This window comes from Pseudomonas sp. R1-15, from assembly GCF_051132085.1.
Classification (GTDB): domain Bacteria; phylum Pseudomonadota; class Gammaproteobacteria; order Pseudomonadales; family Pseudomonadaceae; genus Aquipseudomonas.
Genome location: NZ_CP071660.1, coordinates 2,529,237 through 2,554,613, shown reverse-complemented (window position 1 = coordinate 2,554,613; position 25,377 = coordinate 2,529,237). Strand labels below are relative to the sequence as shown.

The window sequence follows — 25,377 nt, the reverse complement described above, 5'->3', positions numbered from 1 at the left end:
GTTCCTCTTGTGATTATTCGCTCAGGCCAGATCGACAAAGACACTTTTGGTTTCGGTGTACGCATCGATCACGTTCTTGCTCATTTCCCGCCCCCAACCGGATTGCTTGTAGCCGCCGAAGGGCGACGCCGGGTCGACGACGTTCCAGCAGTTGATCCACACCGACCCGGCCTTCAGCTGCGCGGCCACGCGATGGGCGGAACGCAGGTCACGGGTCCAGAGGCCGGCCGCCAGCCCGTACGGCGAGTCGTTGGCGCGCAACACCAGCTCGTCGATTTCGGTCCAGCTCATGACGGTCAGCACCGGGCCGAAGATTTCTTCCCGGGCGACGCAGGCGCGCTCGGCACGGTCGAGAAACACGCTGGGGCGGATAAAGTGGCCGCGTTCAAGATGGGCCGGCCGGTCGCCACCGCAGATCAGTTCGGCCCCCTCCTCCTGGCCCCGTTGCAGGTAGCCACGGACCGTGCCCAATTGCCGGGCCGAGACCAGCGGGCCCATGCTGCTGGCCGGATCCAGGCCTGGCCCGAGGACATGCGCGGCCGCGTGGCGCTGGAGTTCTTCAAGCACTTGGTCGAGGACGCTGGCGTGTACGTAGAGACGCGAGCCGGCGGTGCAGACCTGGCCCTGGTTGTAGAAGATGCCGTCGGCGGCACCCTTGGCGGCGCGGACGATATCGGCGTCCGGCAAGATGATGTTCGGCGACTTTCCACCCAGCTCCAGGGAGACCTTTTTCATGTTGCCGGTGGCCGCCTGGGCGATCAGCCGGCCGACCTGGGTCGAGCCGGTGAAGGCGATCTTGTCGACGTCCGGATGCCCGGCCAGCGGTGCGCCAGTCTGGGCACCGAGGCCGGTGAGCAGGTTGACGACGCCGGCCGGGAATCCGGCGGCCTCGATCAACTGCACCAGGCGAATCGCAACCAGGGGCGTCTGCTCGGCGGGCTTGAGCACCGCGACACAACCGGTCGCCAATACCGGGCCGAGCTTCCACACGCACATGGTCAGGGGGAAGTTCCACGGCACGATCAATGCGCAGACGCCCACCGGTTCGCGCAGGGTGTAGTTGAGCATCGGTGCGCCGCTGGCGGGCGACACTGGCAGCGTGCTGCCTTCGATCTTGGTCGGCCAGCCGGCGAAGTAGCGAATGATGTTGGCCGCGCTCGCCGCTTCTCCACGGGCCGTGGCAATCGGCTTGCCGTTTTCCAGGGTGATCAGTTGCGCCAGCTCTTCGCGATGCTGATCGAGCAGCTCCGCCAGACGAAACAGCAACAGGCCGCGCTGGGCCGGCGACTGCTGTGCCCAGCTGCCGGTGAAGGCTGCGCGGGCGGCAGCGACGGCGGCGTCGACGTCCCGCTCAGCGCCTTCGGCCACTTCGGCCAGGGTCTGTTCGGTGGCCGGGTTTTCCACGGCGAACTGGAGGCCGCCGGCGGCGTCCTGCCAGGTGCCGCCAATGAACAGGCGCCCCGGCTGCGACAGGAACTGCTCGACGGCAGGTAACAATTGGATCTGGCTCATATCCGCTCCTTCACAGCGCCATTTCGATCAGGCACGGGCCGCCGTCGGCCTTGGCGTTTGCCAGGGCGCGCTGCAACTCGCCATTGGTATGCACCGTGCTGGCCGGCATGCCGTAGCCTCTGGCCAGGGCTTTCCAGTCGATGCGTGGACGGTCCAGCACCGTCAGGCTCAAGGCCTCGGGGCCCAGCTCGGTCATACCGAAGCGGCGCAGTTCGTTCTGCAGGATCGCGTAGCGATGGTTGGCCGCGATCAGGATCACCACCGGCAATTGTTCGCGGGCGATGCTCCATAACGTCTGGATGGTGTACTGGGCGCTGCCGTCCGATTGCAGGCAGAACACCTTGTTGCCCCGCTCGGCCATGGCGGCGCCGAATCCCACCGGAATCCCCTGGCCGATGGCGCCGCCGGTATTGGTCAATACGCGATGCCGCGCGGCATGGGCCGAGGCGGTGAAAAACGGATAACCGCACGTGCCGCCTTCGACGGAAACGATACTGTCGTCCGGCAGCGACGCGGCCAGCACCTGCCCGACCGACTGAGGCGTCAGTTCAGCCTCGGCGGCGGGCAGCTCGATCCCGATCGGCGTAGGTATATGCGCCGGCGCCTCAAGCGCATCGGCCAGTGCGGTGAGCGCTCCGGCAACGTCGTCGCCCACCTCGGCCAGGCACAACAGCCGCTCACGCTCCGCCAGCCGCGACGCAATGCCTTCGTAGCCAAAGTAACTGATGGGCTCCGGGACGCCGGCGCAGACCACGGCGTCGTATTGGTCGAGGATTTCGATGGCCACTTCGGGAAAGTAAGGCAGGCGATCCAGGTCCGGCAGGCCACCGCCGCGATAGCTCAAGCGCGGGAAGGTTTCGGCGAACATCCGCACGCCGGCCAACCGGGCCAGGCGCCCCGCCGCTTCCAGGCCGGCAACCGAGAGGCCCTGGTCGCCAACGATGAACACCAGCCGCCGACCGTCACGCAGCGCCCGCGCTACTGCCTCGACCCGATCACCGGCAAAGCGCCGGACCGGCGCCTGCAAAGAGCTGAAGGCTTTTTCCCGCTGCACCGGGCTGGCTTGCAGATCCATCGGCAGTATCAGGCTGGCGATCTGGCCCTTGGCTTGCCAGGCGGCGCGCACCGCTTCCTGGAAATCTTCGCCGATGCCCGCTGCCGTGCGCGAGGTGCGCACCCAGCCGGACACGCTCCCGGCCAACGCCTGGATATCACTCGCCAGCGGCGGATCGTAATTGACGTGCCATGAAGCGTGGTCGCCGATGACGTTGACGATCGGCGTGTTGGCGCGACGGGCGTTGTGCAGGTTGGCGATGCCATTGGCAAAGCCCGGCCCGAGGTGGGTCAGGGTCATCGCCGGCTTGCCGGCGATCCGGCCGTAACCGTCGGCGGCGCCGGTGCATACCCCTTCGAATAACGACAACACCGGCTTGAGGGCTGGCGCGCTGGCCATGGCCGCCACCAGGGGAATCTCGGTCGTCCCGGGGTTGGCAAAGCAGTACTCGATACCGCTTGCCACCGCCGCCTTCACTATCAGTTGCGCACCATTCATTTCCAGCCCTCTTCATCGAGCGTTTGCAGTGGCTGAGATTTATCACACATGAAAATCGACAAAACAAGTTATTTTTTAACATTAAACTCGTATTTTGAGATTTGCGTGATTTTATCGAGCTTAAACGTTTGCCTCGAGGCTTGTATTTCTCAGGTATTGGGTTACCTTGGCAGCGCACGCATGGACGACCGCGCAGGCTTTTCATCAGCGACGCGCCTACCTATAGTGCTCACCCAAACGGCCACCTACGCGCCACTCCCCTTTTAGGAGCGAAATGAGCAGCCTGAGCAAAATGCTGAGCGTCCTGGACCTCTTCGGCCCGGATCGACTGAAGATCGACCCCGACACCATCGCCGAACGCATGGGCCTGTCGCGGGCGACCGTGTACCGCTACGTCAAGGACTTGTGTGATGCGGGCCTGTTGACCCGGGTGGATGCCGGCAGCTACGGCCTGGGGCCGCGCATCATCGAGCTTGACTGGATGATGCGTCAGTACGACCCGATCCTCGTCGCCGGGCGCGAGCTGATGCACGAGCTGTCGGAACAGACCGGCCTTGCCGTGTTCGCCAGCGTTTTTTATGACGGTCACATCATCAATACCTACATCGCCGACCCGAATGACACCTACCAGTTCTCATTCGGCCGCGGCCACCCGCTGCCGTTTTTTCGCGGTGCCCAATCCAAGGTATTGATTGCTTTCCAGAAAGGTCGACGGCTGCAGCGGCTGTTCGACGAGCACCTGGCCAACGACCCGGCGAACACCTACGACTGGGCGGGTTTTTCCAAGGCGACAAAAAAGATCCGCAAGGACGGCTATTGCCTGACGCACGATGAGCTCAACCAAGGGCTGACCGGTATCGCGGCGCCGATCATCAATCCCGGGCTCGATGAGGTGGTGGGCAGCCTTTCGGCCGTCGGCAGCACCCACAGTTTCAAGCTGCTGCGCCAGGAAACCGTGGTTGAAATGGTCATGGAGACTACTCGGCGGATTGCCGAGCGGATGCAACATCCGCCTGCTGTGGGCTAGAAAGGGATCTTGCGCCATACCGACCACTTAAAAAAACACCCAACCTGTGGCGAGGGAGCTTGCTCCCGCTGGACCGGTCCGACGCTTCGGGCGTAGCAGGCCCAAAAAAGAGGGGCCGCTGCGCGACCCAGCGGGAGCAAGCTCCCTCGCCACAGGGTTTAGCGAATAGCCCCTGCCTCAGAACGGCACTGCCACCGTCACCTGGCTGTACACGTTGGTGCCGTTACCGCTCACTTGATTGCCCCCTGTCGTTGCATCCCGGTCCGGCTTGTAAAGGCCGATCAGCGGCGTGACGATCAAATGCTCGTTCACCGCCCACTCGGCGTACAGGTCCAGCTCCCGGGCATCCAGGTTCAGGGCGTTGTCCTTACGCACCGTGTTGAAGTCGAAGTACAACGCACCGAGGGTCAGGTTCTCCAATGGCCTGGCGGTCAGGCCGAGATGGTGGATGCCGGTATTGCTGTTGAACGGGCCGGCATAGTTCCCCGCGACTTCGCCCTGGAACCAGGTGCCGTAACCGGTGCTCTGGCCGGTGAACAGCGAGTCCCATTTCTGCGAATAACGGGTGTAGCGGTAGGTCAGCTTCGGCGTCCAGGCGATATCGGCAAAGGTGTAGCCGGCCTCGGCGTACCAGGCGCTCTGCGGGCCGGCGTCCTTGTCTTGCCAGGCGTATTCGAAGGCCAGGCTGGCGTTCTCGATGCCGGCATCGCCCTCGCCGCGAACACTGTAGACGTTCATGCCCTTGCGCTGGCGCTGGAAATCACTGGCCCAGCGGTCGTTCACGTCCATGCCATGCACCCAGGTCAGCCCCAACGTACCGGCCTGGGTGGTGTAGTCCAGCGTGCCGGCGGCCAGTTCGGTTTCGGCCTGGGCGCGGTTGTCGGACTTGAGCCACAGCACGCTGCCATGCAGCCCATCCTGCCCGCCCAGGCGCAACACGGCGGTTTGGTCGAACGCATGCCGGGCGGCCAGGTAGTAGGCGCCACCGCGGTTCAAACGTCCGTCCGCCGGGCCTTTGCCCAGGTTGGGCCCGTCATCGTTGATCAGGAATCCCCGGCCCAGCTTGACCACCTGGCGGCCGCCGGAGATATCGATACCGTCCCGTCCCAGCACCGGGAACAGATCGGCTGAGCGCCAGCCCAGGTAAGCGTCTTCGATCTTCGTCGTGCGCTCGCTGCCCAGCGTATTGCCGGCCGCGTCGCCATCGCCCCAGGTGGCCGAACTGACCAGACTGAACGCGCCGTAGGCGGTGCCATGGCCGGCAAGACCCTGGTCGCCGCTTAATCCGTACTTGATGAAGCCCTCACGCCAGGTAGAACCGCCGGACCTGCCGTCGTAATTCTTGCGGCTGTTGAAATGGCCGAACACCGCCAGCATGTCGGCGTTGAGGTGCGTGTCGTCATCGGCATACAGCTCATAGGCCTGGACCTGGCTCGCGGCGCAGAGCGCCAGCGTGCAGGCAAGACCGCTGCCGAAAAATTCCATACGCGCTAGGGACCGCATGGCTGAGCTCCTTGTGGTGCGCCTTTGCAGGCTGCTTTTTTATTTGGGGAGCCGGCGCAGCACGCTACGCCGGTGGACCGGGTCAGCGGCAGTTGGCGAGCGCGTCATCCAGCGCGTCGACCATCAAGCCGGCCTCATCGGAGGTGAGGGTCAGCGGCGGTGAGAGGACGATCTTGTTGCCGATCGGGCGCACTAGCACGCCGGCGCGGCGCGCATGCTCGGCGATGCGCGAGGCCAGCCCGGTGGCCGGGTCCAGCGGTTCACGGGTGGCCTTGTCCGCCACCAGGTCGAGAGCGATCATCAAGCCCTTGCCGCGCGCTTCGCCGACCACCGCGTGACGTTCAGCCAGCGGTTGCAGTTGCTCCAGCAACTGGGCGCCGACCTTGCCGGCGTTGCGCGGCAAATCTTCGGCCTCGACGATGTCCAGCACCGCCAAAGCCGCGGCGCAAGCGGTCGGGTGTCCGCTGTAGGTGTAGCCATGCATGATCACGCTGCTGAAACCCGGCCCGTTCTCGATCGCCTCGACGATACGCCGATTGAACACGGTAGCGCCCATGGGCACGTAGCCGGCCGTGATGCCCTTGGCCAGGCACAGTACGTCTGGCGCGACGCCCCAGCCACGACTGCCGAGCATGCAGCCGGTGCGGCCGAAACCGGTCACCACTTCATCGGCGATCAGCAGGATGCCGTGGCGATCGCACACCTCGCGCAGGCTCTTCCAGTAGTTGGCCGGCGGGACGATCACGCCGCCGGCGCCCTGCACTGGCTCGGCGATCAGCGCGGCGATGGTCTGCGCACCGAGCAAGGCGATCTGGTCCTCCAACTGACGAATGCAGTGGGCGGTGAGCTCCTGCGGGTCGCGGCAGTCCCAGGGGTTGCGGTACAGCCAGGGCGTGTCGAGCAAATGGCAACCGGCCAATAGCGGCCCGTGGTTGTAGTGATAGACGCCATTGCCACCCACCGAGGTGCCGCCCATGTGCACGCCGTGGTAACCGTTGCGCAACGACAGGAAGCGCGTCCGTCCGGGTTCGCCGCTGGCGATCCAGTATTGGCGGGCCATTTTCAACGCGGTCTCGACTGCGTCGGAACCGCCGGAACTGAACAGCACCCGCTCCATGTTTTCCTCGGCAAACATCGACGTCAGCCGCTCGGCGAGATCGAACACCCGAGGATGCGCGATGCCGTCGAAGGTCTGGTAATACGCCAGTTCATCCATCTGCGCGGCAATGGCCGCCTTCACCGAAGCACGGTTATGGCCGACGTTCACGTTCCACAAGCCGCCGACACCGTCGAGCATGCGATGGCCTTCGATGTCGGTGATGTAGTTGCCGTCGCCCCGGGCAATGACCAACGTCTTCGAGCGGTTCGCGGGGGCCGATGAACTCATCGGATGCCAGAATTTCTTTTGCGCTGTCTTGTAGTGCTCGTACATGGTTGCAGTCCTCACTGTGTTTCACGCTTGCGTACGTACAGCAGTTGCTGGCCGGTGAATTCCAGCAACCCTTCAAGGCCGAACTCGACGCCGAACCCGGACATCTTGCTGCCGCCAAACGGCGTATTCGGCTGGATCTGCGCGTGGCAGTTGACCCAGGCCACGCCGCTTTCGAGGCGACTGGCCAGTGCTTGGGCTTGCTCGATATCGCTGCCCCAAACCGAGCCACCCAAGCCCATGTCGCCGGCATTGGCGCGGCGCAGGACATCCTCGACGTCCTGATAGGCGATCAATGGCAACACCGGGCCAAACTGTTCCTCGTCCACCAGGCGATGGCCATCGGTGACGTCGGCGACCAGGGTTGGCGGGTAAAAGAAGCCCGGCCGGTCCAGTCGCGCACCGCCACACAGCACCCGCGCGCCATGGCCACGGGCGTCGGCTACCAGCGCCTCCACCAGCGCCAATTGTTCAGCGTTCTGCACCGGGCCGAAGGTCACCTCGGGCTCCAGGCCATCGCCCACTACCTGGCGCGCCGCAATGCCCGTCAACGCATCGGCAAAGGCCTCGTATTGGGATTGATGGACGTACAGACGCTTGAGGGCGGCGCAGGTCTGGCCCATGTTGAGGAAGGCCGCCTGGAAAATATCCTCGGCCACCGCCTCGACCGGCGTGCCGGGCAGCACGATCGCAGCATCGTTGCCGCCCAGCTCCAGGGTCAGGCGCTTGAGGTTGGCGGCGGCGCCGCGCATCACACTCTGGCCGGTGGCGGTCGAGCCGGTGAAGACAATCTTCTGAATGCCGGCGTGAGAGGTAATCGCGCGGCCAAAGCCTTGTTCACCGGTCACCACATTGATCACGCCATGAGGCACATGACCGGCGATGATTTCCACCAGGCGCAGGGTGCTCAAGGGTGTCAGGCTTGAAGGCTTGCTGATCACGCAGTTGCCGGCCCGCAACGCCGGCATGATGTGCCAGACGGCGATCATGAACGGCCAGTTCCACGGTGTGATCGAGGCCACCACGCCCAAGGGTTTGCGATGCAGCTCGATGCGCTGGGTCGGGGTCTCCTCCACCAGGTCGACGGGAATCTGCTGCTCGGCGGCATAGCGGGTCCAGGCCGCAGCGCCCATGACTTCGGAAAACGCCAGCGCCAGCGGCTTGCCCTGCTCCAGGACGATGAGCCGGGCCAATGCGTCGGCCTCCTGCTCGATATCATCGGCGATATCCAGCAAACGTCGGCGGCGGTCTTCGTGGCTGCTGTGTCGCCATTCGACAAAGGCCGACTGCGCCGCTTCGACAGCAAGGTCCAACTGGGCCAGGGAACCGGCTGGGCAACGGGCGAACGCGGTACCGGTGGCCGGATTGAGCACATCGAAGTGGCCATTTTCACCGTTGACCGGGAGCCCATTGATGAGCATTTGATAATCGTGCATGGAACCTTCCTTTCACGCACTGCCGAACCGTGCGGAACGGCAGCGAACGGGTTATCTGGGTGATTGGCGTTGCCGGGTTGGCGCCCTAGAGCTTGTGGCTACCCAGTGCGCTGTATCGCTCGGGCGCGACCTTGCGCAGTCGGGCGGCGAGGAACACGCCGACGATCAGCGCGACCGGAATTACGGCGCACAGGCCGTAGGACAAGAGCTGGCTGGCGCCGGTCAGCACATCGAAATGCAGCACGGCAAGGACTAGCACCGCGAGTAACGCCAGGCATGAAAAGCCGGGAAGGATCCGACCGCGCCACAGCCCGAGTTTCAGTTCCGGGTGTTTGCGGAAATAGACCAGCACCGCAGCCGAAGTGAGCGCCATGAGCAGGATGACGCAGAGGGTGGCCAGGTTGGAGAACCAGGCGAACAGTTGCAGGATCGGGTCGGCGTCCAGCGCGGCGAAAATCAGCACCACCACCGCGGCAATCAGGCTTTGCAGGACCGAGCCCATGTGTGGGCTCTGGTGTACGCGATGGGTCGTCCCCAACCGGCTATGCAGCAGCCCGTCCCGGCCGATGGCGTAGAAGTAACGCGCCGCGGCATTGTGGAACGCCAGCAGCCCGGCGTAGATGCTGACCATGAACAGCACGCGTATGACCTGGGTCAGCTGCGGGCCGACAAAATGATCGGACAGGCCGTAGATGAACGTGGTCGGATCCTGCAGCGCCTGCAGGGTCGGGACGATCTTGTCGGCCCCGACGCCGATGACCATGGCCCAGACCGACAGCGCATAAAAACCACCGATCAACAGCACCGACGCATAGGTGGCAATGGGAATCGTGCGCTGCGGGTTCCTCGCCTCCTCCCCGTAGATGGTCGTGGCCTCGAAGCCGATGAATGCGGCAAAACAGAACAACAGGCCGATCGAAGGCGTGCCGCTGAATACGTGGCTGCGGTCAAACGAATCGAGGTTGATGCCACTGTCGCCACCGGACTTGAGCATGGCGAAGTCCAGCGTCAGGATCGCCAGGTATTCGGCGATGACCACTACCGACAACACACGGGCCGACAGGTCGATCTTGCGATAGCCGAGAATCGCAACGCTCGCCATCGCCAGCAGCGAATAAGCCCACCACGGCAATTCCAGGCCGAACATGCTGGCCATCGTGCCACTGACCACACCGCCGAACATCCCGTACAGGCCGACCTGGAGAATGTTGTAGGCAAACATCGCCAACACGCCTGCCGCCCCGCCCGCCAACCCACCGAGGCCACGGGAGGTAAAGGCGTAGAAGCCGCCCGCATTGGTCATGTGCCGGGACATGGCGGTGTATCCCGCCGAAAAGGCCAACAATACCAACAACGCCAGAAGCAGCAGCGCGGGCGTACCGGCGCCGTTGCCGAGCATGATGCCGATGGGAAAGCCACCGGCGATCACGCTCAGGGGGCTCGCCGCCGAAATCACAAAGAAGATGATGAAGCCGACACCCAGGGCGCCGCGCTTCAACTCCGTCGAGCTATTGATCGGGAAAGATACGCTCATTGTTCTTGACCTTATTGTATGAGGCAGTGTTGCGGGATCGGGACGGCCAACGGCGCCGTTCGCCAAAAGCTTATTGTTCTGGTTGTACGCTGGAACCGATGCTATGCCCTCGCCAGAACCCTGCGCTATCCCAAAACGGCAGCATCCGAAGCGATGCCCCAAAGTGGCTCAGCCCCTGTGGCGAGGGAGCTTGCTCCCGCTGGACCGGTCCGGCGCTTCGGGCGCAGCAGGCCGAAAACTGGGGGCCGCTTTGCGACCCAGCGGGAGCAAGCTCCCTCGCCACAGGGATTCGGCGTGTTCATGAGTGATGCGTATTGGCTCAATGACGACGCGCAGACGCTGCCGATTCGGGATAACCGGGCGACGTTTCCTGCCGCAAGATAGTCTGGCCCGCCGTTCGAACGCTGTTGGGCCCAAAACAATAAAAATCCCCAAGCGCAGGAAACCTCAGCATGTTCTTCGCTCGTCTCTCTATCCAATGGCGGATCACGCTGTTGAGCGGTCTGTGCCTGCTCGCCGTGGTCGGGGCATTGACCGCTGCCTCGCTGTATCAGAACCAGCAAGGCGCGACGCTGCTGAAGCAGCAAAGCAGCCAGCTGCTAGGACAATCGGCCTTGGAAGGCCTGCGGGCACAGGCCCTGGCACACGGTCAGCGGGTGGAGCGTTTTTTCAGCGAAACAGCGATTTATGGCGAAGGTTTTGCCCAACAAGTGCTTCAGCTGCGCACCCAGGCATTGCACGGGCGACTGACCCCAGGGCAACTGCGCCAGGACCTGATCGCCGCAACCCGCCAGGCCCTTGCGAAGCGCGAAAAAATCCTCGGTTTCTACGTGGTGCTGCTTCCCGACGCGCTGGTCGGTTCAGACGCCGGTTTCGCCGGGCAGCGCGACCTCGCCGGCAATGAAAACGGCCGCTTTGCCCTGTACTGGTCACAAAGCCAACCCGGCCATCTGGTGCAAGAAGTGCTCAGCGAAGCCCAGATCAGCGCCAACACCGCGCCACCGGGCAGCGAGCCGGAAAACGCCTGGTACATCTGCCCGCAGACCCAGGGGCGCACATGCGTGACAGAGCCCTACGCGATCGAAGTCGAAGGCCGCAAGACCCTGATGAGCAGCATTTCCATACCGCTGCTGGACGAGGGCAAAGTCATCGGTATCGTCGGCATGGACATCAGCCTGGATACCCTTCAGCAACTCGCCGCCAGCCTTGCCGATGACTTGTACCCCGGCCACAGCGAGATCAGTATTCTCTCCCCCTCCGGGCAGATTGCCGGCCACAGCGGCGCCGTGGCGGGCGCTTCGGTCGATGTGCAGCAAACGGTGCAAACCGCTCCGGCCAACAGTCCCTGGCAATTGCAGATACGCGTGCCGGAAGCACTGGTGCAGGCGCCCGCCTTGCACATGCAGGCACAACTGGACGACAAGCAGCGCCAGTCCAACGGGTTCAACCTCAGCCTCGGGTTGCTCTGCGCCGGGCTGGGCCTGTTGCTTGTCTGGCTCAGCGCATATGGCGTGACCCGGCCACTGCTGAGGGTGGCGCATATGCTTGATGCGATTGTCGAAGGCGACGGTGACCTCACCCAGCGGCTGCCCAACACCCGGCACGATGAACTGGGCCGACTGGCCGACGGCTTCAATCGTTTTCTCGACAAACTGCAACCGATCATCCGGGATATCCAGCAAGCCTCCCTCGACACCCGTGAGACGGCCAACACCTCGGCGCGGGTTGCCCGCGAAGTCAGCACGGGCATGCAGCAGCAATACCGCGAGGTAGAACTGGCGGCGACGGCTTTGCACGAAATGAGCGCCAGCGCCCAGGAGGTTGCCCGCCATTCCCACCAGGCCGCCGATGCCGCAACGGTAGCCGAGAATGCCAGTCGATCAGGGCAGGAAATGTTCGCCAATGCCGTCAACAGCATCGATGCCCTGGACCAGCGCCTGGAGGCAACGCTTGGGCAGGTCAGAGTACTGGCGGACAACAGCCAGCAGATCAACCAGGTGCTCGACGTCATCTGCGCCATCGCCCAGCAAACCAACCTGCTGGCCTTGAACGCCGCTATCGAAGCGGCCCGCGCCGGCGAACAGGGGCGCGGCTTTGCGGTGGTGGCTGACGAAGTCCGGCATCTGGCGAGCAACACGCAGAACTCGGTCGAGCAGATACGCACGGTGATCGAAGCGTTGCAGCAACTGAGCCAGGAGGTGGTGCACAGCACCCAGTCGAGCCGCGAGCTGGCCAGGGGCAGTGTGGTCCAGGTCGAGCAGACCCACGGGGCACTGCAACGTATCACCCGGGCCGTGGAAGTGATTGAACAGATGAACCAGCAGATCGCCAGCGCAGCCCTGGAACAAAGCTCGGTCGTGGAAGGCATCAGCCATCGGGTGAGCGGCATTCGTGGCATCAGCGAAACCTTGAGCGGCCAGATGCACGAAGCCTCCGAGGCTAGCCACTCGCTGCATGCCATGGCCAACCATCAACAGCGGTTGGTGGAACACTTTCGGATCTAGCGCGGTTACACAATTTCACAGAGCGCCTACAAAGCTTCACCCCTGACCTTGGCTCCGGTCCCTACCATGGGCGGTTCAATATTGGGGAAGCACCATGTCCAAGATTCCTTTCGTCACACTAGGCCTGTTGGTCGGGGCATTGCTGAGCGGCTGTGACAGCGCCTCGACCCCGGAAGAATCCGCGCCGCTGGCAAGCGTGCGTATCGAGACCGTCCAGGCCGGGCCACTGTCGATCAGCAACGAACTGAGTGGCCGTATCGCCGCGCCACGGGTGGCCGAGGTCCGTGCCCGGGTAGCCGGCGTGGTCTTGCAGCGAGTGTTTCGAGAAGGCCGCGACGTCAAGCAGGGCGACGTGTTGTTTCGCATCGACCCGGCGCCGTTCAAGGCCGACCTGGACAGCGCCGAGGCGGCGTTGCGCAAGGCCGAGGCCAATGCGTTCCAGGCCCGGTTGCAGGCGCAGCGTTATGCCCAGTTGATCGATGACCAAGCGATCAGCGGCCAGGAATATGACAATGCCCGGGCCGCCGTGCGCCAGACCGCAGCCGACGTCGCCGCCAACAAGGCGGCCGTTGAACGGGCGAAGCTGAACCTGGGCTACGCCACGGTGACCGCACCGATTTCCGGGCGCATCGGCCGGGCCCTGGTGACGGAAGGCGCGCTGGTGGGGCAGAACGAAAGCACGCCACTGGCGCTGATCCAGCAGTTGGACCCGATCCACGCCGACCTCACCCAATCGACCCGCGAACTCAATGAGCTGCGTCGCGCGTTCCGTGCGGGGCAGTTGCAAGCCGTCGGCCAGGGCCAGGCCAAGGCCACCTTGATCCAGGACGACGGCAGCCCTTATCCGCTGCCAGGCAAGTTGCTGTTCACCGACCTCAGCGTCGACCCGAGCACCGGCCAGATCACCCTGCGCAGCGAGTTTCCCAACCCCGACCTCGATCTGCTGCCCGGCAGCTTCATTCGCGTGCGCCTGGAACAGGCGGTCAACCGCCAGGGAATCACCGTGCCGCAACGGGCGATCCTGCGCGACAGCGCCGGCGTCGCGCAGGTGCTGCTGTTGGACGCCGAGCAGAAGATCAGTCAGCAACCGGTGCAACTGGGCGCGGCGCAGAACGATCGCTGGATCGTCACGCAAGGCTTGAAGCCGGGCGATCGCATCGTCGTCGAAGGCCTGCAGCATGCCCGCCCCGGTGAACAGGTCCGGGTCGACGACGCCCCTCTCCCCCTCGCCCAGGTTCCCGGGCCACAGGCAGGACACTAAGCCATGCCGCATTTTTTCATTGACCGTCCGGTATTCGCCTGGGTCGTCGCGCTGTTCATCCTGCTGGCCGGGATCCTGGCCATTCCGCAACTGCCGGTGGCGCAGTACCCGGTCGTGGCTCCGCCGCAAATCGAGATCTACGCCGTGTACCCGGGCGCTTCGGCGCAGACGGTAGACGAAAGCGTGGTCAGCCTGATCGAGGAGGAACTCAACGGCGCCGACAATCTGTTGTATTTCGAATCCCAGAGCAGTCTCGGCAGCGCGACGATCACCGCGACCTTTCAACCGGGGACGAACCCGGAACTGGCCCAGGTCGACGTGCAGAACCGCCTCAAGGCCGTGGAGTCGCGCCTGCCGCAGGCGGTTACCCAGCAGGGCCTGCAGGTGGACAAGGTTTCCGCCGGCTTCCTGCTGCTGATCACCCTCACCTCCAGCGACGGCAAGCTCGACGACGTGGCGCTCAGCGATTACCTGGCGCGCAACGTGATGAACGAGATCAAGCGCCTCGACGGTGTCGGCAAGGCCCAGCTGTACGGTGCCGAGCGAGCCATGCGGATCTGGATCGACCCGCAGAAGTTGCTGGGCTTCAACCTGACCCCGGCCGACGTCAACGCTGCCATCGTGGCGCAGAACGCCCAAGTCTCGGCCGGCAGCCTCGGCGACCTGCCGAGCCGCAGCACCCAGGAAATCACCGCGACCATCGTCGTCAAGGGCCAGCTCTCGACCCCGCAGGAATTTGCCGACATCGTGCTCAAGGCCAACCCCGACGGCTCCACGGTGCGCATCGCCGATGTCGCGCGGGTGGAAATCGGCAGCCAGGAATATCAGTTCTCCACGCGCCTGAACGGCAAACCTTCCACCGCCGTGGCCGTGCAGCTGTCGCCGGGCGCCAACGCGCTGAACACCGCCACCCTGGTGCGCGCGAAGATGGACGAGCTGTCGCGCTACTTTCCGGCCGGCGTGGAGTACAAGATTCCCTACGACACGTCGCCGTTCGTCAAGGTCTCGATCACCAAGGTGATCTATACCCTCGGCGAGGCGATGTTGCTGGTGTTCGCGGTGATGTTCCTGTTCCTGCAGAACATCCGCTACACGCTGATCCCCACCCTCGTCGTGCCGGTGGCGCTGATGGGCACCTTCGCGACCATGCTCGCGCTGGGGTTCTCGATCAACGTACTGACCATGTTCGGCATGGTGCTGGCCATCGGCATCCTGGTGGACGATGCCATCGTGGTGGTGGAAAACGTCGAGCGCATCATGGCCGAGGAAGGCCTGTCGCCCAAGGAAGCGACGCGCAAGGCCATGGGCCAGATCACCGGGGCGATCATCGGCATCACTCTGGTGCTGGTGGCGGTGTTCATTCCGATGGCGTTCATGCAGGGTTCGGTGGGCGTGATCTACCAGCAGTTCTCGCTGTCGATGGCGACGTCGATCCTGTTCTCGGCCTTTCTCGCGCTGACCTTGACCCCGGCGCTTTGCGCGACCTTGCTCAAACCGATCACCCAAGGCGATCACCACGCAAAACGCGGTTTTTTTGGCTGGTTCAACCGTGGCTTCGACCGGTTCGGCAACCGTTACCAGGGTTGGGTCGCCTACGCGATGAAACGCAGCGGCCGCTACCTGTTGATCTATGGCGTGCTGCTGGTGGGCATGGGCCTGCTGTTCAGTCGCCTGCCCTCCTCGTTCCTGCCGGTGGAAGACCAGGGCTACACCATCACCGACATCCAGCTGCCGCCGGGCGCCAGCAAGAATCGTACGGTACAGGTGGTGGAACAGATCGAGGCGCACAATGCCGGCGAGCCTGGGGTCGGCGACAGCACGGTCATCCTCGGCTTCAGCTTCTCTGGCAGCGGGCAGAATGCGGCCCTGGCATTTACCACGCTGAAAGACTGGTCGCAGCGCGGTGGCGACGATTCGGCGGCGTCCATCGCCGATCGCGCCAACCAGGCCTTCGGTGGAATCAAGGACGCCATGGTGTTTTCCGTGCTGCCACCGCCGGTGGACGGTCTCGGCACCTCCAGCGGTTTCGAGTTCCGCTTGCAGGACCGCGGCGGCCTCGGCCACGCCACGCTGATGCAGGCCCGCAGCGATCTGCTCGCCGCCGCGGATAAAAGCCCGGTGCTGATGAATGTGCGTGAAAGCGCCCTGGCGGAAGCGCCGCAGGTGCAACTGGAAGTGGATCGGAAACAGGCGAATGCCTTGGGCATCTCCTTTGCCGACGTCGGCAGCGTGTTGTCCACGGCGGTGGGCTCAGCCTACATCAATGACTTCCCGAACCAGGGCCGCATGCAGCGGGTGGTGGTCCAGGCCGAGGGTGACCAGCGCAGCCAGGTCGAGGACCTGCTGAAGATTCACGTACGCAACAGCAGCGGGAAGATGGTGCCGTTGTCGGCGTTTGTCCAGGCGCGCTGGACCCAGGGGCCGGCACAGTTGACTCGCTACAACGGCTATCCGGCGGTGAGTATTTCCGGAGAACCGGCGCCGGGCTACAGCACCGGGCAAGCCATGGCCGAGATCGAACGGCTGGTGGCCCAGGGGCCCAAGGGCATGGGCCAGGAATGGACCGGCCTGTCCTTGCAGGAGCGCTTGTCCGGCAGCCAGGCACCGATCCTGCTGGGCCTGTCGCTGTTGGTGGTGTTCCTGTGCCTGGCGGCGCTGTACGAGAGCTGGTCGATCCCGACCTCGGTGTTGCTGGTGGTACCGCTGGGCGTGCTCGGCGCCGTAATGGCTGTTTCGTTGCGTGGCATGCCCAACGATGTGTTCTTCAAGATCGGCCTGATCACCATCATCGGCCTGTCAGCGAAGAACGCCATCCTGATCATCGAATTCGCCAAAAGCCTCTACGACGATGGCCATGACCTGCTCGACGCCACGCTCCAGGCCGCGCGCCTGCGCCTGCGGCCAATCATCATGACCTCGCTGGCGTTCATCCTCGGCGTGGTCCCGTTGGCGATCGCCACCGGGGCCAGCTCGGCGAGCCAGCAGGCGATTGGTACCGGCGTGATCGGCGGGATGATCAGCGCCACGCTGGCGGTGGTGTTTGTCCCGGTGTTTTTCGTGGTGGTGATGAAGCGGGTCGCGCGCAGCAAAACGCGTTGAGGCTGGCGACGCTAATTGCCCTGTGGCACAGCCTGGCTCTCGACGCTGGCCAGGGCTTTGTCCGCCAGGCGTCGTACCCAACCGGCATCATCAGCATTGACCACCGCATAACGGTCCGGCGGGAAAAACATCCAGTGATGGGCAATCTGCGCGAGTCGCTTGATCTCATCGGCGGACATCCAGTAAGACGTCTGCGTCATTGGCAAAGGCGCACCGTCGAAACGCCGGCCAAGCGCCAACTGGGTGCCGGGAGCGAAGGCAATCGCCAATTGCTGCCGGGGTTGCATCTGCTTCTCCGGCGCGGGCATCTGCCCTACCCGTCGGTAGCAGAAGTCGCCGGGAAATTCCTCCTTGAGCACCAGCCAATGGCCGGCCGTGGTCATCGCCAGGATCCACTGCGACACGCCGGAGCTTTGCACCCGCACCAGCTTGTCGTTTTTCCATAACATCAGGCTGCTGCAATCGGGATCAAAGTCGTTGGCCCACAGACTGATGGCCGAGATCAGCGTATGACGCTCAAGCTCGACCAGCCCTTGATCGGGCATCGATTGCCAGTAGTGCTTGGTCGGGTCGCGCGAATCGCGCAGGTAATTGGACAGTATCCACGCCGCCACGAAAAGCAGCGTCGCCAGCGCCAGCCAGCCCAAGGAGTCGCCGACGATCCGATCAACGTCCAGGTCCGGGGCGAACAACTTCTGGACCAGGCCCAGGCCCGCCAGGAACACCACGCCCGGCAGCACCGGGCCCATGCTCAATGGCGGCAGCAGTACGACCAACCAACTGAAGTCATGCATGGACGCACGGTCCCGCGCCCAGGCCAGCTCCTGCGCAAGCATCGGTGCCTGCTCTCGCGGACCGATGGCTGGGTCGGGGGTCTGGAAGCGGAAGAACTGCGTGTGGGAGTCGTCGCGCATGGAGGGCGTCATTTCTCTTGAAACGGTGGCGCATCTTCGGCGATTTTTACTGGCACGAACAGTCTCTCCAGAGTTCCCATTCCTGTGTGGCCGGACCCGCGTCTTCGCGAGCAGGCTCGCTCCCACAGGGAGGCGGAGATTCTGTGGGAGCGAGCCTGCTCGCGAAGACGGCGGTAAAGCCAGTGATCAGTCCGCCTGCACCGTCACCTGACGCTGTTCACCCAAACCTTGAATGCCCAGGCGCATGGTCTGGCCCGGGCGCAGGAACACCGGGTTGGGCTTGATGCCCAGGCCGACACCCGGTGGCGTCCCGGTCGAGATCACGTCGCCGGGCTGCAGGCTCATGCACCGGCTCAGGTAGGCAATCAGTTGCGGCACGCTGAAGATCAGCGTCCGGGTATTGCCGTTCTGATAACGATGCCCGTCGACTTCCAGCCACAGATCAAGCGCGTGGGGATCGGCGATTTCGTCCTTCGTCACCAGCCAGGGTCCAAGCGGGCCGAAGGTGTCGAAGCCTTTGCCCTTGTCCCAGGTGCCGCCGCGTTCCAGTTGCCATTCGCGTTCCGACACATCGTTGATGACGCAATAACCGGCGACATGCTCCATGGCGTTCGCTTCGTCGATGTAGCGCCCGCCCTTGCCAATGACCACGCCGAGTTCGACTTCCCAATCGGTCTTGAGCGAGCCACGGGGAATCTGGACATCGTCGTTCGGTCCGCAGATGGCGCTGGTCCATTTGTTGAAGATGATCGGTTCCTTCGGCACCTCCATGTTCGATTCGGCGGCATGGTCGGCGTAGTTCAGGCCGATGCAGATGAACTTGCCGACCTGCCCGACGCACGCGCCGATCCGCGGCTGGCCGCCCACGACCGGCAGGCTGCGCGGGTCGATGGCGGCGAGTCTTGCCAGGCTTTCAGGAGCCAGGGCTTGCCCGGCGATGTCTGGCACGTGGCCCGACAGATCACGGATCTGATCGTCATCATCCAGCAGCCCGGGCTTTTCCGAACCTTTTTCGCCGTAACGCAACAGTTTCATGAAGTGCTCCTGCTCAAGTGAAAATTCAGAGGCTCATGCCACCGTCAATGACGTGTACCGTCCCGGTGGTGTAGGCAGATGCGTCGCTGCCCAGGTACAGCGCCAATTGCGCGACCTCCTCGGTGTTGCCGATGCGGCCCATGGGCTGGCGGTCGAGAAACTGCCGGTAGACCTGTTCCTCCTCGACCCCCTGCTGCGCCGCCTGGTCGGCAATGCGCTGGCGCAGCGAAGGCGAGTCGACGGTGCCGGGGCATATCGCATTGCAACGGATACCCTGGCTGACGAAGTCGATGGCGACGGACTTGGTCAGCCCGACTACCGCCGCCTTGCTGGCAGCATAGGCGAAACGATTGGGCACGCCCTTGATACTGGACGCCACCGACGACATGTTAATGATCGACCCGCCGCCACGCGCCAACATACCCGGCAGAAACGCGCGGATCATGCGGTACATGGCGCTGACATTGAGGTCCATCGAGCGCGCCCAGGCGGCTTCGTCGCAATCGAGAATGGTGCCGCTGTGCACGTAGCCGGCGCAGTTGAAAAGCACGTCCAGCTCGCCAATCCGCTCGCGGGCAGCGTCGATGGCGCTGGCCGAGGTGACATCCAGGAGCATCGGTGTGACCCCCTCGATGCCCGTCAGCGCGCGAATATCGATGTCACTGGCGAACACCTCGGCGCCGGCCTGGGCGAAGGCCACGGCGCTGGCCAGGCCGATGCCCTGTCCCGCCGCCGTCACCAGCACCCGCTTGCCTCGCAGGTTCATGCAGTCTCCAGTTGCGCGGCGGTGGGCGCGGTCTTGGGCGTCCTGCCGAGCATCGAGGCGGGGATGGCCAGGATCAACCCGCCGCTGACCAACAGGCACAGCGCCAGGACGTACGTACCGTTGTTGATATTACCCGTCAGGGTTTCCGCCACGGCCGTGATCATCGAACCGGTGAAGCCCGACAGGTTGCCGATCGCGTTGATCATGCCGATCCCGGCTGCGGCGGCAACGCCCGACAGCACAGTGCCCGGCAGGGTCCAGAAAATTGGCATCAGGCTGAGGATCCCCGAGGCGGAGACGCTGAGGAACAGCACCGACAACACCAGGTTATCGGCAAAAAACGCGCTGAGGATCAGCCCGGCGCCACCAATGAATGCCGGGATGGCTGCGTGCAGGCGCCGTTCGCCGGTGCGGTTGGAGTGCCGTGCGTTGAGCAGCATCGCCACGATTGCCACCGAGTAGGGAATGGCCGTGAGCAAGCCGATGTGCAGGCTGTTGGTGATGCCGGTGCTCTTGATGATCGACGGCATCCAGAAGGCCAGGCCGTAGAAACCGGTGTTGAAGGTCAGCAGGATCAGCACCAGCAACCAGACGCGAGGGTTGAAGAACACTTCGCTCAAGCGCGAAGCCTTGCCCTGGTTGTCGGTTTGCAGGTTGGCCTTGAGCAAGGCCTTTTCCGCTGCCGACAGCCACTTGGCCTTGTCGATGTTATCGGCCAGGCAGATGATCACCACGAAGGCCATGATGATCGACGGAATGCCCTCGATGATCAGCATCCACTGCCAGCCGGACATGCCTTGCACGCCTTGCATGCTGTTCATCAGCCACCCGGACAGGATCCCGCCCAGTGTCAGGCTGACCGGCAACGCCAGCAGGAACCCGGACATCACCCGGCTCTGCCGGTGGGTCGGGAACCAGTAGTTGAGGTAGAGGATCACGCCGGGGAAAAAGCCTGCTTCACAGATACCTAGCAGGAAACGCAGCACATAAAACATCGTGCTCGATTCGATGTGGAAGAACGCCGCCAGCGGCACGGTGTAGGCCACGGCCATGGAGATCACCGCCCAACTGAGCATGATCCGGGCGATCCAGAACCGCGCGCCCAGACGATGCAGTAACAGGTTGCTGGGGACCTCGAACAGGAAATAGCCCCAGAAAAACATGCTGGCGCCCAAGGCGTACACGGTGTTGCTGAACTGCAACTCGGCGAGCATATCGAGCTTGGCGAAGCCGATATTGACCCGATCGAGGTATGCCGCCATGTAGCACAACAGCAGCACTGGCAGGATCCGCCAGATCACCTTGCGGTAGGTCCGGTCTTCGAAATCCATTTCGCCGGCTTGCGCCTGGGCAGGCAACGGCTCGGAGATGGTTTGCATGAGGTAACCCCTGATTGTTGTTATTGGGTCACGTCGAATGAGCGGCTCATCCGGCGATTGAACGAGGACTCTACTGTCGTGGATCGATTCATTCCCAATGGCATTTTTGGATTAGTTGATAACCAGTTGTTATCGGAATCCGAGGGGCTACTGCGTAGCCCAGCGGGAGCAAGCTCCCTCGCCACGGGGTTTGGTGCTGGCTGGACCCATGTCTTCGCGAGCTGGCTCGCTCCCACCGGGCTGTGATTTACCTCAGTAGAAATCCAGTGTGGGAGCGAGCCTGCTCGCGAAGGCGGCGGCACTGTCAACCACTCTGGCGGGCGTTGTCCTTGAGAATCTCGGCAAACTCCAGCGCCGCGCCCACCAGCGGCTCGTCCTTTCGCGTGAGGATGCCGTAATCCTGCGGCACCAGGTGCAAAGGGGTGTCGAGGGTCTTGAGCTGGCCGCTTTCCAGCAGCGGATCAACCATGGCATTGGGCAACATGCCGATCATCGGGCCGCGTTTCAGCACCTGGAGGAAGGTCTGCATGGAAATCGTATCGATGGTGTTGCGCGGCATCCGCACGCCCGCTTCGGCGAACGCCAGTTCCATGCGGGCGCGGATCGGCGTGCCGACCGGGTAGAGAATCCACGGCAAGTCGACCAGTTGCTGCAGCGATATCGGCCCGGCGTCTGCCAGCGGGTGCCGGTCGTTGACGACGATGCAGAACGGTTCCGGAGCCAGGGGCTGGAAGTCGTAGCGCTGCTGCTGGCTCTGCTCGGTAAACCGCGCCACGGCCAGGTCGAGCTTCTTCTCTTCCAGCATCTTCATCAGGTGATTGCTGGTCTGCTCTACCACCTCGATGGACAACAACGGCCAGCGCTGCTTGATCTGCAAAATCGCCTCGGGCAGGGCCACCGCGGTCGCGGCAAAGATCCCGCCGACCTTGAGATAACCATGGCCGCCCTCCCGCAGGCTGCTGATCTGTTCGACGAACGAGCGCGCGTCATTCAAAGCGATCTGTGCGTAGCGCAGCACATGCTCGCCCAGCGCGGTGGGCGGCATGCTGCGCGGACGCCGCTCGAACAGGGCGAAGCCGAGCAGGCTCTCGATTTCCTTGAGCATCTTGCTCACCGCCGGCTGGCTGAGGTTCATCTGTTCGGCCGCCAGGTGCATGTTGCAGGTGCGGCCCAAGGTATCGATCAGCAGCAGATGGCGGAATTTGAGCCAGCCGCAGAAGCTGGAAAAGGACAGATCGGACATGGGCAACCCTCACGATGCAATAACCGGACGTTATCAGATACTGAATATATCTCATTGGAGTTCATCACCAGCGCGCCCTAGCTTGAAAGCTTTACGAACCAGGAAGACTGCCCATGTCGCTGATGCTTACCCCCGAGAACACACTGCCGGTCGATGGCCTGGCCGGCACCCTGATTGGTCGTGCCTGGGTCCCTGGGCGGATCGCCGGGCCTTCGCCAATCGTACTGCGCAGCGACGGAGTGTTCGACCTGTCGGAGCGTTTCGCGACCTTGAGCGATTTGCTGGAAGCGTCCTCGCCGCTGACAGCGGTCAGGCAAACGCCGGGCACGTTCATCGCCAGCGTCGACGCGCTGCTGGCCAACACCGGCATGCATGCTGACCCGGCCAGGCCCTTCCTGTTGCCGCCCTTGGACTTGCAAGTGATCAAGGCCGCCGGCGTGACCTTCGCCGCGAGCATGATCGAGCGGGTGATCGAGGAGCAGGCTGGCGGTGACGCGGCCCGGGCCGAAGCCGTGCGCGCGACGGTGCACAGCGTCATTGGCGACAACCTGCGCTCGATCGTCCCGGGCTCCGAGCAAGCCATGCGCCTCAAGGCCTTCCTTATCGAACAGGGCATGTGGTCGCAGTACCTGGAGGTCGGCATCGGGCCGGACGCGGAAATCTTCACCAAGGCGCCGGTGCTGGCCGCCGTCGGCAGCGGCAGCCAGATCGGCATTCATCCAGCCTCGCAATGGAACAACCCGGAACCGGAAGTGGTGCTGGCGGTGAATAGCCGCGGCCAGATCCACGGCGCCACCCTGGGCAACGACGTCAACCTGCGGGACATCGAAGGCCGCAGCGCGTTGTTGCTGAGCAAGGCCAAGGACAACAATGCCTCGTGCGCCATCGGGCCGTTCATTCGGCTGTTCGATGAACACTTCAGCCTGGACGACGTGCGGGCCTGCGAGGTCGATCTCCAGGTACACGGCGAAGACGGTTACCGCCTGCACGGCTGCAGCTCCATGAGCCAGATCAGCCGCGACCCGCAGGACCTCGCAGGCCAGACACTCAACGCCAACCACCAATACCCGGATGGCTTCCTGCTGTTTCTCGGTACCCTGTTCGCCCCCACCGAGGATCGCGACCACGCCGGCAGCGGTTTCACCCACAAACTGGGCGACCGGGTCAGTATCAGCAGCCCGTTGCTCGGCAGTTTGCATAATCAGGTGACTCACAGCTGCGAGGCCGCGCCCTGGACCTTCGGCGTCGGCGCCTTGCTGCGTAATCTCGCCGCGCGGGGGCTGCTCGATCGCTGAGCCCGACAGATCGTCGATTCATCCAATTACAAGAGAGAAATGAATCATGAGTGACACGCCAAAACGCCGCCTGCGTAGCGAGCAGTGGTTCAACGACCCGGCTCACGCGGACATGACCGCCCTGTATGTCGAGCGCTACATGAACTACGGGATGACCCGCGAAGAGCTGCAATCGGGTCGGCCGATCATCGGCATCGCCCAGACCGGCAGCGACCTGACGCCCTGCAATCGTCATCATCTGGAGCTGGCGCAACGGGTCAAGGCCGGTATTCGCGACGCTGGCGGCATCCCGATGGAATTCCCGGTGCACCCGATCGCCGAACAGTCGCGCCGGCCCACTGCCGCCCTGGACCGCAACCTGGCCTACCTGGGCCTGGTGGAAATCCTCCATGGCTACCCGTTGGACGGCGTGGTGCTCACCACCGGCTGCGACAAGACCACCCCTGCCTGCCTGATGGCGGCGGCGACCACCGACCTGCCGGCCATCGTGCTCTCCGGCGGGCCGATGCTCGACGGCCATCACAAGGGCGAACTGATCGGCTCCGGCACCGTGCTCTGGCACGCACGCAACCTGATGGCCGCCGGCGAAATCGACTACGAAGGCTTCATGGAAATGACCACGGCGGCATCGCCCTCGGTGGGCCACTGCAACACCATGGGTACCGCGCTGTCGATGAACGCCCTGGCCGAAGCCCTGGGCATGTCGCTGCCCGGTTGCGCGAGCATTCCGGCGCCCTATCGCGAACGCGGGCAGATGGCCTACGCCACCGGCAAACGCATCTGCGAACTGGTGCGCCAGGACGTGCGCCCATCCCGGATCATGACTCGGGAGGCGTTCGAGAACGCCATCGCCGTCGCCTCGGCACTCGGCGCATCGAGCAATTGCCCGCCGCACCTGATTGCCATCGCCCGGCACATGGGCGTCGAGCTGAGCCTGGACGACTGGCAGCGGATTGGCGAAGACGTGCCGCTGCTGGTCAACTGCATGCCGGCCGGCAAGTACCTCGGCGAAGGCTTCCACCGCGCCGGTGGCGTGCCGGCAGTCATGCATGAACTGCAAAAGGCCGGACGCCTGCACGAAGACTGCGCCACGGTCAGCGGCAAATCGATTGGCGAAATCGTCAGCAGCAGCCTGACCAGCAACGCCGATGTCATCTACCCGTTTGCTACCCCGCTCAAGCATCGCGCTGGATTCATCGTGCTCAGCGGCAATTTTTTCGACAGCGCGATCATGAAGATGTCGGTGGTCGGCGAGGCGTTTCGCAAGACCTACCTGTCCGAGCCCGGCGCTGAAAACAGCTTCGAAGCCCGGGCCATCGTGTTCGAAGGGCCGGAGGATTACCACGCGCGGATCGACGACCCGGCGCTGGACATCGACGAGCGCTGCATCCTGGTCATTCGCGGCGTTGGCACCGTGGGTTATCCCGGCAGCGCCGAGGTGGTAAACATGGCGCCGCCCGCAGCGCTGATCAAACGCGGTATCGACTCCCTGCCCTGCCTCGGCGACGGCCGCCAGAGCGGCACCTCGGCGAGCCCGTCGATCCTCAACATGTCCCCTGAAGCGGCGGTGGGCGGCGGCCTGGCGCTGCTGCAAACCAACGACCGGCTGCAAGTGGACCTGAACACCCGCACCGTCAACCTGCTGGTCGACGAGGCCGAAATGGAACGGCGCCGTCGCGAATGGACACCCAGCATCCCGCCCTCGCAAACGCCCTGGCAGGAACTCTATCGGCAACTGGTCGGGCAGTTGTCCACCGGCGGCTGCCTGGAGCCGGCCACGTTGCATTTGCGGGTAATCGCCCGCAGTGGCGAGCCGCGGCATTCGCACTGATTCGGAGCGCCCGGTCGTGAGTGGCCGGGCACTTCAGAGCACTTAAAGAAGCGTCCT

General features: G+C 63.8%; 17 protein-coding genes and 1 pseudogene. 7 read left to right on the top strand and 11 right to left on the bottom strand.

The genetic code is table 11. The annotated features are described in order from the left end of the window. Window positions 1-21: 21 nt before the first annotated feature. Window positions 22-1,512: an aldehyde dehydrogenase family protein gene (locus J3P97_RS11715; RefSeq protein ID WP_434674217.1), complete on the bottom strand. Its 1,491-nt coding sequence runs from the start codon at window positions 1,510-1,512 to the stop codon at window positions 22-24. Window positions 1,513-1,522: 10 nt separating this feature from the next. After that, window positions 1,523-3,064, bottom strand: a complete 1,542-nt coding sequence (locus tag J3P97_RS11710; RefSeq protein WP_434624142.1) for an acetolactate synthase large subunit — start codon at window positions 3,062-3,064, stop codon at window positions 1,523-1,525. A 274-nt stretch (window positions 3,065-3,338) separates the two neighbouring features. On the opposite strand from J3P97_RS11710, the gene J3P97_RS11705 reads away from it, so the two are divergent. Next, window positions 3,339-4,091: an IclR family transcriptional regulator gene (locus J3P97_RS11705; protein WP_434674216.1), complete on the top strand. Its 753-nt coding sequence runs from the start codon at window positions 3,339-3,341 to the stop codon at window positions 4,089-4,091. 177 nt (window positions 4,092-4,268) lie between these two features. Here the strand turns inward: J3P97_RS11705 and J3P97_RS11700 are convergent, their stop codons facing one another. The 4 genes from J3P97_RS11700 to J3P97_RS11685 all read right to left on the bottom strand — a co-directional run bounded on the left by J3P97_RS11700 (window position 4,269) and on the right by J3P97_RS11685 (window position 9,993). Further along, entirely contained in the window at window positions 4,269-5,594 is a 1,326-nt protein-coding gene (locus J3P97_RS11700; protein WP_434674215.1) for a hypothetical protein, read from the bottom strand. An 82-nt stretch (window positions 5,595-5,676) separates the two neighbouring features. Beyond that, window positions 5,677-7,026 (bottom strand): aminotransferase class III-fold pyridoxal phosphate-dependent enzyme, encoded by a 1,350-nt coding sequence (locus J3P97_RS11695; protein WP_434674214.1) that lies wholly within the window; start codon window positions 7,024-7,026, stop codon window positions 5,677-5,679. Between the two features lie 11 nt (window positions 7,027-7,037). Further along, on the bottom strand, window positions 7,038-8,459 hold the full coding sequence (locus tag J3P97_RS11690; RefSeq protein ID WP_434674213.1) for an aldehyde dehydrogenase family protein: 1,422 nt from the start codon (window positions 8,457-8,459) through the stop codon (window positions 7,038-7,040). Window positions 8,460-8,544: 85 nt separating this feature from the next. Beyond that, window positions 8,545-9,993 carry an APC family permease gene (locus tag J3P97_RS11685; protein WP_434674212.1) on the bottom strand — a complete coding sequence of 483 codons (1,449 nt, stop codon included), beginning with the start codon at window positions 9,991-9,993 and terminating at the stop codon, window positions 8,545-8,547. A gap of 452 nt (window positions 9,994-10,445) precedes the next feature. Here J3P97_RS11685 and J3P97_RS11680 point away from each other — a divergent pair. The 4 genes and pseudogenes from J3P97_RS11680 to J3P97_RS11665 form a co-directional block, all read left to right on the top strand. Next, a pseudogene (locus tag J3P97_RS11680) lies at window positions 10,446-11,591 on the top strand (PDC sensor domain-containing protein); the annotation flags it as partial. Window positions 11,592-11,741: 150 nt separating this feature from the next. Next, entirely contained in the window at window positions 11,742-12,497 is a 756-nt protein-coding gene (locus tag J3P97_RS11675) for a methyl-accepting chemotaxis protein (protein ID WP_434674544.1), read from the top strand. Window positions 12,498-12,591: 94 nt separating this feature from the next. Continuing rightward, complete coding sequence (locus J3P97_RS11670) at window positions 12,592-13,758, top strand: efflux RND transporter periplasmic adaptor subunit (RefSeq protein WP_434604539.1); 1,167 nt, start codon at window positions 12,592-12,594, stop codon at window positions 13,756-13,758. Window positions 13,759-13,761: 3 nt separating this feature from the next. Continuing rightward, window positions 13,762-16,857: a multidrug efflux RND transporter permease subunit gene (locus tag J3P97_RS11665; RefSeq protein ID WP_434674211.1), complete on the top strand. Its 3,096-nt coding sequence runs from the start codon at window positions 13,762-13,764 to the stop codon at window positions 16,855-16,857. Window positions 16,858-16,868: 11 nt separating this feature from the next. On the opposite strand, the gene J3P97_RS11660 is transcribed toward J3P97_RS11665, so the two are convergent. From J3P97_RS11660 to J3P97_RS11640, 5 genes are all read right to left on the bottom strand, one after another. Next, the gene (locus tag J3P97_RS11660) at window positions 16,869-17,771 is read right to left on the bottom strand and encodes a hypothetical protein (protein ID WP_434568740.1); all 903 of its coding nucleotides are present in this window, start codon (window positions 17,769-17,771) and stop codon (window positions 16,869-16,871) included. A gap of 186 nt (window positions 17,772-17,957) precedes the next feature. Then, on the bottom strand, window positions 17,958-18,806 hold the full coding sequence (locus J3P97_RS11655) for an ureidoglycolate lyase (protein ID WP_434674210.1): 849 nt from the start codon (window positions 18,804-18,806) through the stop codon (window positions 17,958-17,960). A gap of 25 nt (window positions 18,807-18,831) precedes the next feature. Then, complete coding sequence (locus J3P97_RS11650; RefSeq protein ID WP_434674209.1) at window positions 18,832-19,572, bottom strand: SDR family oxidoreductase; 741 nt, start codon at window positions 19,570-19,572, stop codon at window positions 18,832-18,834. Next, window positions 19,569-20,951 (bottom strand): MFS transporter, encoded by a 1,383-nt coding sequence (locus J3P97_RS11645; protein ID WP_434674208.1) that lies wholly within the window; start codon window positions 20,949-20,951, stop codon window positions 19,569-19,571. Before J3P97_RS11645 ends, J3P97_RS11650 begins: the two co-directional genes overlap by 4 nt. 304 nt (window positions 20,952-21,255) lie before the next feature. Next, window positions 21,256-22,194, bottom strand: coding sequence for a LysR family transcriptional regulator (locus tag J3P97_RS11640; protein WP_305495087.1), 939 nt, complete (start codon window positions 22,192-22,194; stop codon window positions 21,256-21,258). A 113-nt stretch (window positions 22,195-22,307) separates the two neighbouring features. On the opposite strand from J3P97_RS11640, the gene J3P97_RS11635 reads away from it, so the two are divergent. Together J3P97_RS11635 and J3P97_RS11630 are read left to right on the top strand one after the other, a co-directional pair. Beyond that, window positions 22,308-23,489 carry a fumarylacetoacetate hydrolase family protein gene (locus J3P97_RS11635; protein ID WP_434674207.1) on the top strand — a complete coding sequence of 394 codons (1,182 nt, stop codon included), beginning with the start codon at window positions 22,308-22,310 and terminating at the stop codon, window positions 23,487-23,489. A 46-nt stretch (window positions 23,490-23,535) separates the two neighbouring features. Next, window positions 23,536-25,320, top strand: a complete 1,785-nt coding sequence (locus tag J3P97_RS11630; protein ID WP_434674206.1) for an IlvD/Edd family dehydratase — start codon at window positions 23,536-23,538, stop codon at window positions 25,318-25,320. Window positions 25,321-25,377 lie beyond the last annotated feature (57 nt).

What these genes read in the sequence shown, in the direction of transcription:
- J3P97_RS11715 (WP_434674217.1), bottom strand. Translation starts at nt 1,512, where the DNA reads ATGAGCCAGATCCAATTGTTACCTGCCGTCGAGCAGTTCCTGTCGCAG.
- J3P97_RS11710 (WP_434624142.1), bottom strand. Translation starts at nt 3,064, where the DNA reads ATGAATGGTGCGCAACTGATAGTGAAGGCGGCGGTGGCAAGCGGTATC.
- J3P97_RS11705 (WP_434674216.1), top strand. Translation starts at nt 3,339, where the DNA reads ATGAGCAGCCTGAGCAAAATGCTGAGCGTCCTGGACCTCTTCGGCCCG.
- J3P97_RS11700 (WP_434674215.1), bottom strand. Translation starts at nt 5,594, where the DNA reads ATGCGGTCCCTAGCGCGTATGGAATTTTTCGGCAGCGGTCTTGCCTGC.
- J3P97_RS11695 (WP_434674214.1), bottom strand. Translation starts at nt 7,026, where the DNA reads ATGTACGAGCACTACAAGACAGCGCAAAAGAAATTCTGGCATCCGATG.
- J3P97_RS11690 (WP_434674213.1), bottom strand. Translation starts at nt 8,459, where the DNA reads ATGCACGATTATCAAATGCTCATCAATGGGCTCCCGGTCAACGGTGAA.
- J3P97_RS11685 (WP_434674212.1), bottom strand. Translation starts at nt 9,993, where the DNA reads ATGAGCGTATCTTTCCCGATCAATAGCTCGACGGAGTTGAAGCGCGGC.
- J3P97_RS11675 (WP_434674544.1), top strand. Translation starts at nt 11,742, where the DNA reads ATGCAGCAGCAATACCGCGAGGTAGAACTGGCGGCGACGGCTTTGCAC.
- J3P97_RS11670 (WP_434604539.1), top strand. Translation starts at nt 12,592, where the DNA reads ATGTCCAAGATTCCTTTCGTCACACTAGGCCTGTTGGTCGGGGCATTG.
- J3P97_RS11665 (WP_434674211.1), top strand. Translation starts at nt 13,762, where the DNA reads ATGCCGCATTTTTTCATTGACCGTCCGGTATTCGCCTGGGTCGTCGCG.
- J3P97_RS11660 (WP_434568740.1), bottom strand. Translation starts at nt 17,771, where the DNA reads ATGCGCGACGACTCCCACACGCAGTTCTTCCGCTTCCAGACCCCCGAC.
- J3P97_RS11655 (WP_434674210.1), bottom strand. Translation starts at nt 18,806, where the DNA reads ATGAAACTGTTGCGTTACGGCGAAAAAGGTTCGGAAAAGCCCGGGCTG.
- J3P97_RS11650 (WP_434674209.1), bottom strand. Translation starts at nt 19,572, where the DNA reads ATGAACCTGCGAGGCAAGCGGGTGCTGGTGACGGCGGCGGGACAGGGC.
- J3P97_RS11645 (WP_434674208.1), bottom strand. Translation starts at nt 20,951, where the DNA reads ATGCAAACCATCTCCGAGCCGTTGCCTGCCCAGGCGCAAGCCGGCGAA.
- J3P97_RS11640 (WP_305495087.1), bottom strand. Translation starts at nt 22,194, where the DNA reads ATGTCCGATCTGTCCTTTTCCAGCTTCTGCGGCTGGCTCAAATTCCGC.
- J3P97_RS11635 (WP_434674207.1), top strand. Translation starts at nt 22,308, where the DNA reads ATGTCGCTGATGCTTACCCCCGAGAACACACTGCCGGTCGATGGCCTG.
- J3P97_RS11630 (WP_434674206.1), top strand. Translation starts at nt 23,536, where the DNA reads ATGAGTGACACGCCAAAACGCCGCCTGCGTAGCGAGCAGTGGTTCAAC.